This is a genomic window from Halorubrum sp. C191, assembly GCF_002727095.1.
Taxonomy (GTDB): domain Archaea; phylum Halobacteriota; class Halobacteria; order Halobacteriales; family Haloferacaceae; genus Halorubrum; species Halorubrum ezzemoulense.
This window is the reverse complement of record NZ_NHNZ01000057.1, coordinates 1-4864: the sequence shown is the minus strand read 5'-3', so window position 1 is coordinate 4864 and position 4864 is coordinate 1. Positions and strand designations below refer to the sequence as shown.

Annotated in this window: 6 protein-coding genes; 4 read left to right on the top strand and 2 right to left on the bottom strand. The window is 55.0% G+C overall.

Annotated features, from left to right (window positions below):
- The first annotated feature begins 181 nt into the window (after positions 1-181).
- From Z052_RS20145 to Z052_RS05260, 4 genes are all read left to right on the top strand, one after another.
- The gene (locus tag Z052_RS20145) at positions 182-343 is read left to right on the top strand and encodes a hypothetical protein (protein WP_158228669.1); all 162 of its coding nucleotides are present in this window, start codon (positions 182-184) and stop codon (positions 341-343) included.
- 52 nt (positions 344-395) lie between these two features.
- Positions 396-605: a hypothetical protein gene (locus Z052_RS05275; protein ID WP_241897904.1), complete on the top strand. Its 210-nt coding sequence runs from the start codon at positions 396-398 to the stop codon at positions 603-605.
- Positions 606-1390: 785 nt separating this feature from the next.
- The gene (locus Z052_RS05265; protein WP_094583154.1) at positions 1391-1636 is read left to right on the top strand and encodes a hypothetical protein; all 246 of its coding nucleotides are present in this window, start codon (positions 1391-1393) and stop codon (positions 1634-1636) included.
- Complete coding sequence (locus Z052_RS05260; protein WP_099288884.1) at positions 1629-2297, top strand: hypothetical protein; 669 nt, start codon at positions 1629-1631, stop codon at positions 2295-2297. The genes Z052_RS05265 and Z052_RS05260 overlap by 8 nt, the downstream gene beginning before the upstream one ends.
- Positions 2298-2490: 193 nt before the next feature.
- Here the strand turns inward: Z052_RS05260 and Z052_RS05255 are convergent, their stop codons facing one another.
- Entirely contained in the window at positions 2491-3873 is a 1383-nt protein-coding gene (locus tag Z052_RS05255; protein WP_099288883.1) for an ATP-binding protein, read from the bottom strand.
- Between the two features lie 326 nt (positions 3874-4199).
- Positions 4200-4304, bottom strand: coding sequence for a helix-hairpin-helix domain-containing protein (locus Z052_RS21360; RefSeq protein ID WP_394338381.1), 105 nt, complete (start codon positions 4302-4304; stop codon positions 4200-4202).
- Positions 4305-4864: the final 560 nt, after the last annotated feature.

Sequence of the window (4864 nt, the reverse complement as noted above, 5' to 3'; positions counted from 1 at the left end):
CATTAGATCGCTGAATCTCACAGGCGCATCCGTCGATATCACCATTGACTGCCTTGTTATGGGGGCTTTCCGTAGTTCTACATAAGAGCGTTCAGCCTTAACCAACAGCCGGCAGTTCTACCACCAGTCGTTGGTTAAGACTGAGCAGAGCGGCTTTCCCGGGCCACATGGATCGGTGTGTATGGGCGATATCTTCCGCGTCAACTGCCCGGGCTGTGGAGAAGAGAAGGGCCCGATCGCGATGTACCCCGGCACCGTCGGCATTCACTGTTCGTGCGGGATCACCGCAACCGTGGACATCAGCGCGCAAGAAATCGATGAATGGTGGGAGCGGGAGAACTGACCTACCGGAGGCCGACACCTGCGTTTATTCTTCACACCGGGTAAGACGTGGTATGAGCCGTGAAACCCCCGACGCCGACATGATCTCGGACGAGGAGCTCACCGAACTGCTCGCCGATGCTGAGGGGACGACGCCCCTAAAGATCGAGCGCGGCGCTGCTAAACTCGATATCGTACCGCCTGAAATGGCGACCATCGTCGACGTTGACAAGGCACAACTACCAGATGATGAGGGTAGAGGCGACAAAATCCACGACCAGTGAACAATTATCGAAATCGACTGTTACGCATCTTCTAACTCGTCGGCGTCGACCTCGCCTCCGAGATACTCTCGACCGAGATCAGATAGTTGGTAATATCCGTCGTTGTCCTTCACTAAGAGTCCTTTATCAGCTAATTCTGGCAACCGTCCCCGTACTGTAGAGTACCCGATGCTGTGGCCGTGCCGATTTAAATTCCGATAAAGAGGCTTCGGGGCAAGTTCTAGATCGTAGTCGTTGAGAAACTCCAAGATGACTAGATCAGTCATCGTCATCCACCCCGGAGTAGGCCGCATTTTCGCTACATCTAATGGGACCTTTGTTAGTTACGCTGGTTGTGTTCCCTGAATAGCCCATTTGAGCCAATAAATAGCCCATATAGGCTAATACTTAATACATTAGAGCTCTCACGCTATACTCACGGACCCAGTCGGCCGTTGGTAACAACGCGCTGTGCGCAAAAAGACGCTGGCCGATCTGCGCCAGTAGTTGGCCATGGGGTCCGTGGATACGCACGAACCCATGTATACCGGTTCAACGCGGGGGCTTGTGACTCTCGTCAAAGACATAGAATCAATTTTGACTGACGAGTACCCGGCAGCACCCCCGACGATAGTATGGGTCGACCACGTGAGCCACAATCCGTTCAACTACCAGGACGACGGTCACCAACCAGACAATTCGCTCGCAATCAACAACATAAAATCAGCCATGACGACACCGCATCCGCCGAAGGCCGCGTCGCCTCGCAACCTACCGAGTCTGCTCCCGACAGACGGTACATCCCAATGAGCCGCCCAGCAATCGATCTTGAAACTGACGTCATCCGTGACCGTCCGCTAACCCAGGAAGAGGCAAAGATTCAGGTGGCGCTCTGTGATGACGACCCATCACAACTCATGCTTAGTGTCGGCGGGAACTGGGGTGTCACCTTCGCCGAACTCACTCCAACGGAAGCCCGTGCGATCGCAACAGCGCTTGAACATACGGCCGTGCGCGCTGCCGCTGCCACGGAGGTTTCAACTGATGAGTGATTTCTTCGATGAGCTCTCTGATGAACTCGACGCGCTCGGCGACCGCGACAAGCCAATCGACGATAGCCTCGAGCACGACCCGACGAGCGGCCGCTGGCTTGAACGTGAGACCGCCGAAGCCTTCGAGCGGTGGGGATACCGGACAATGCGGAACGAGTACCTGTTCGGGCTCGAGACGGACGTCGTCGCCCGCAGAGAAACGCTCCAGAACGACCCGGCTGATTACCTCGTCGCCGAGTGTAAAGACTGGCACACGAGACTCGTCGAGCGGCAAGCAGTCGCCGACATCTCTCACCGAGCGCTGCTCGCGCGGGCGATGCCTGTCCTCGTTGTTGCGTGGGGTGTCACGAACCGGGCGTGGGCGCTTGCTCAGATGCTTGATGTCCGGATCCTCACGCTTGAGGATCTCTCTGCAGACTCACTGCCCCCGCTTACTGAACACCGGCCGCCGCGGGGAACGCTTCGTACACGGCGAGAACCCTCCGTGCGTGAGTTCAGAAGGCCGCTGCCACCCATCCTCATGCGGCAGTCCACCCGCGATGTCGAAGCGCCCGTATTCTATGCCAGTAGCAACAGCCCGTGTTACGTGCCAGATCGCGACGGCAACGATGCGTACGTCCCGGCCGCGGATGCCGAGTACGACTTCAACGGCTCACGCTAGCAACATCGTCGTAGAGTGGGGTGGCACAGAAAAGATATTTTCCACCAAATCACAAAGAACAGTTCTAGAACGTAACCAAGCGTTCTAGGCGTTCTTACGTTGCTTTTATCGAATCGACTAGACAGTTCTATGACTCGCTCGATTCCGATCATCAGCTATCGAACCCCTCTCGTTCTTCGGGTTTGATGGCCCCCTACGCGTGTTTCGTAATACCTCCGAGCTCAAACAGTTGTATGTTATCGCGTTCGGACACAGCTTCCTGAACAGACTGTGTCACACCATTCCGGGTAAATAAGGCGTACTCAGTGACCCGCTCATCGCCGTCCGGCGTCCAACGTATCTCGGCAGCATGGTCTTCAAGCGAGGCGAGAGCTCCGTAGTCAAGCGGTGCGTTCGTGAACTTACATTCCCCCACGACTATCGTCCCGTCCGTGGTGAGTCCAACGACGTCAACCTCGTGTTCCTTGTACCACCATCGCCCGAGATCCAGGAACGTTTCGTCGGGGTAGAGGCCAGGGAGTGCGTCTTGACAAAGTCTCTCGAATTCGTGACTCACAAAATCCGGAAGTTCCGGCTCAATGACCGCGTCGTAGGCATTCTCTCCGAGCCGTTCGTATCGATCTTCCTTGCCGTAGACGAAACGGAACCAGAACCGGAACAGGGGATCGAGGATTCGATAGCGCCCCCGGCGTGACTTCGCCTTCTCTTCAGTGATCGGAACCTCCCGCTCGATGAGACGCAGACGCTCTAACTTCTGTGTGTACGTCGATATCTGCTTCCCATCGATTCCTATCGCTTGAGCGATCTCGTTCGACATCGTCTTTCCAGCAGCGATCGCGGTAAGGATCGCAAAATATCGGTTCGGGTCCGTGAGTTCGGTGCGGAGCACGTACTCCGGTTCGTTATGGAGATATCCCTTCTGGGAGAGCACTTCCTCGGTGAGAACTGTTCCAAGGTTCTGTCCGAGATCGACGCCATCGAGATAGTACGGAACGCCACCGAAGATCCCCCATGCGAAAATCCGTTCTTCGGGTGAATACTCGTCCGGAACGAACTCCTGTGCGGCAGCGAAATCGAGGGGGCGAAGGTCGAGTCGTTCCGTGAATCGTCCGTACAGTGGACTGTTTCCGAGAAGCGTCGCTTCCTCCATCATGCTGATCGATGATCCGACCAGCACGAGCGTCCCCGAAGTGTTCTGGAGCCGCTGGTCCCACAGTCGCTGAATGACCGAGGGAAGGCTCTCGTCGGCGTCGATGAGATAGGGGAACTCGTCGAGAACCACGATTGCGTCCTGATCTCCCAGATATCCGAGCAGCGGTTCCCAGTTCTGTTTGATTTGTGTGATCCCCGGGAACGATTCGGAGGCGACATCGACGAACTCGTCAAGTTGTATTTGGGAAGTTGTCTCCGTGGCCTGATAGACGACTGCGTCGTCACGGTCGGAGAGCGAGTGCTGGACGAGTTGTGTCTTCCCGAGACGTCGCCGACCGAAAACCACGACCATCTCTGCGTCGTCGGATTCGTAGCATCCGCGTAGCCGAGAGAGTTCGTCATCTCGATCCACGAAGTGTTCCATACGTCCTCTCCGTCTGGACGAAGAATAATGCTTTCGAATAGGCTATCTCAAAATAGGCTAATTTCAGGTTGTCTATTGCTCATACCTATAGGCCTCCTCGATATAGAAAGAACGCTCTGCTCAATCGAGATATCCTCTGTACTGAGCGATCCACGAGTTAATCAACGAGCTGTTCTATGACACCATCGGGAATTTGGCGATCTCACTACGGGGCACGTCCAGCCCGTCTGCGAGGTTGGCAAGTAGCGTCCCCTCGCTCTCGCATGCTTCATTGGCCACCGTCCAGATACAACGGCAGGTGCGTTCTCCAAGCTCAGTTGAGCGTGTCAGGGTGTAAGTGGCGACGCTTCAGCAATCTCGTCTACACGGTGATAGCCAGCCTCAGAGAGTGCTGTGGCACGTGTGGGACCGACGCCAGCAAGGTCAGTCAGCTCTGTTGGTTGTGCTGTCGAGTCATCAGTATCAACCGTTTAGAGTTTTTATCACGCATCGCCGAACAAAATTCGTAGGAGTGCTGGTACCCGACAGCAGGCCACGGGTGAGCAGAACCAGTCTTACTGCTCACGTGGTGGATAACCTGACTCAGAGTGTCTTCGAACCCACAGCCAGAAACCGGACACGAAACGAAGCCTGCCATCGATATCTCTACTGTTTGATGTGAGTAGGCTGGCTTATGTCTTGTTGTCTAAAAAGAAAGTTTTAGACTTCGAATACTCCGAACAGTTTCTTGAGGTTGGGCTAATTGGGGAGATCCCAAGCACCTCAATGCGACGGTACTGCGTCACAGACAGCAGTATCGTCGACGAATGCTTGAATCTGAGCAGCGCGCTCAACAAAGTCAGGAGGAGCAGTTGTGCGTAACCAGCACGGAAAAGTACCTCACCAGATATTTCACAGAATTGTCTATTTCTCGGTTCTTCCAGAGAGTACTCGTCTACGGAATGGAGTTTTGGTATAGGAGGGGGTGTGGGGGGGTCTATGAATAATGGAA